The organism is Endozoicomonas ascidiicola, from assembly GCF_001646945.1.
Classification (GTDB): Bacteria; Pseudomonadota; Gammaproteobacteria; order Pseudomonadales; family Endozoicomonadaceae; genus Endozoicomonas; species Endozoicomonas ascidiicola.
In genome coordinates this window covers 1-2,376 of the sequence record NZ_LUTV01000027.1, presented here as the reverse complement: position 1 = coordinate 2,376, position 2,376 = coordinate 1, and the positions used below count along the sequence as shown (strand labels likewise).

The following is a 2,376-nucleotide window of genomic DNA, read 5'->3' as shown; positions in this document are numbered from 1 at the left end:
AAAAGTGATGCCTTCTAAAAATGGAAAGGTCACTTAATCCCTTTATTCATAGGATATTGCAAGGGTTTTTTACGGATGGATTGCAGGATTTAGGTTATAGGTTGCGCAGCTATTTTGACCGACTGGATCTGCGTTGAAGTTCCTCGGCATAGCTACTACCCATAGGGCATAAATACCCACAGGGCATAAATACCCACAGGGCATAAAGGCTATGACTCGTCTCTTTGCCTTTATGCTCTGTGGGTATTGCCCAGTCGCCCAAAATAACTTACTCGTTCCACAATTTAAAAACGTCATTGGTATTAGTCACAGGCTGAGATCATTTCCGTTTTCCGCAAAAGCACAAGCGGCGTTGGCTTTTACGATCAACGGAAAACGGAAATTTGACACACAACTAACCAATCCACTTTTTGCCTCAAAAGCGACATAAGACAAATCCTGCCAATCTTTAAACTGGTAACTTCTCAAAAAGTGCTGGGCGCTGCCAAAAATCGTGTAAAACAATAGTACATGATTATTGATTACCAAGGGCTACAGTAATTTGGTACTAACGTTGCCCAGCAGTTATTGAGAAGCTACTTAAACTGCTATCATTAATTATGCGGGAAGCATTGGAAGCATTAGGAGGACAACCTATCTCGGTCAGTCTCCTAGATAAAAAGTGAGCATTGTTCACCTTTTCTATTTTTAAACCAACCATCTGTACCGTTTATCAAGCAGTCTACCGGTTAACATGCGTGTTTTGTGAGTGGATATTATGGATAAAAACGCCGGCGATATTATTGGGTATATCAGCGAAGCCGAAGGAATGGTGCTGGTTACCAATGAAGAAGGGGAAATTCGTAACGCCTATGTTGGCGATCCGTTGTACCTGAATGAAACCATTATTAATCAATCCGAAGCAAACGTAACGATTGAACTGATTAATAATCAGATGTTCTATTTGGTCAACAATCAGCGAGTTGTTTTAGGCCCCTCTCTATTAACTGATCATTCATCCGAGCTACCCACCTCTGAGATTGAAACTGCATCAGATCAAAGTAAGCCTGTACCGGATGTTTCGAATAGGGAAAACAGCGAGCCACAAGCTCGAAAAGAATCAACCAGCCCCGATAATAATAAGCCTGCTGAAGACACGTATATTAAAGAAGTCGTTATCAATTACGATGGGCTAAATCACGAAAGCCAACCTGGAAATTCCAGTCAATCAGCAATTGCTACCGGCCCTGAAAACCATATCCCCGAAATCACTGAAGCACCGGAAGCGACTATCGCACTGAACCAGACAATAAAGATTCTGGACCAGTCGTTCGCCATTAACGAGAACAGCCTAGCTGACGGCTCCTTGATTGTGGGCACGGTATTCGCCAAAGACCCCGAGGGAGCTTCTATCATCTACCGGATTATATCCGGCAACGAAGATGAAAAGTTTGAAATTGATCCGGCAACTGGCGCCCTCAGCCTGGTCGGTGACCTGAACTACGAAGATCGACCAGATTACAACTTGGTTATTGAAGTTGAGGATTCAGGCACACTAAAGGAAACGGCAAGCATCGCCATCTCTGTCAATGAAATCAATGAAATCCCTGTGGCCGTCAATGATAGTGAAGACATCACTGAAAACGAACTGTTAACTATTAATGTCTTAGCTAATGATCAAGATGTAGATTTTACCGACACCCCCGACAACTTCAGTCTGGATGAAGCTTATATCACCGATCACAGTGGCTCTCCTATCACTGGCTTTGGCTCCGTCTCTATCCAAAACAACCAACTAGCTTTCGACCCTGGTAGTGATTTTGATTATCTGACCACTGGCGAAATAACCTCCATCGAAATCTACTACCAGATGAGTGACAACGGCGGACTGCAATCCGAGGCAGCAGTCACATTGAATATCACCGGTACCAATGATGCGCCAATCGTTGAAGCAGAAACCAAAGTGTACAGCACTCTTGAAGAGCTATTTGATGACATAGCTGGGGAACTGACTTCCACTCTATCGGATAATGGCAGCTTCACCATCGCCGACGTTGAGCTCTCGGATACTCAAAGCGTGACCTTTGCCAGTGCCAGTAGCGAATATCTGGGCAGTTTCAGTGTCACTGTAGGAGACAATACCACTGGGGATGGCTCCGGTCGTATCGATTGGGATTTCGAGGTTTCTGATAGTGATATCGACTACCTGGCCGCCGGTCAAACCCTTACCCAAACCTACACAGTCACTGTGTCCGACGGCGAAGGTAGTGAGGTAGATCAGGATATTGTCATCACCCTGACCGGTACTAACGATGTGCCTATTATTGAAGCCACCACGAATGTCATCGGTGATATCACAGAAATGGGCGACAATGATGTCGGTGAACTGACGTCTAC

General features: G+C 44.7%; 1 protein-coding gene. It reads left to right on the top strand.

Annotation, left to right across the window (positions count from 1 at the left end; all coding sequences use genetic code 11):
* Positions 1-757: 757 nt before the first annotated feature.
* The coding region (locus AKL11_RS24285; RefSeq protein ID WP_157673760.1) for a VCBS domain-containing protein at positions 758-2,376 on the top strand (1,619 nt) is incomplete at its 3' end.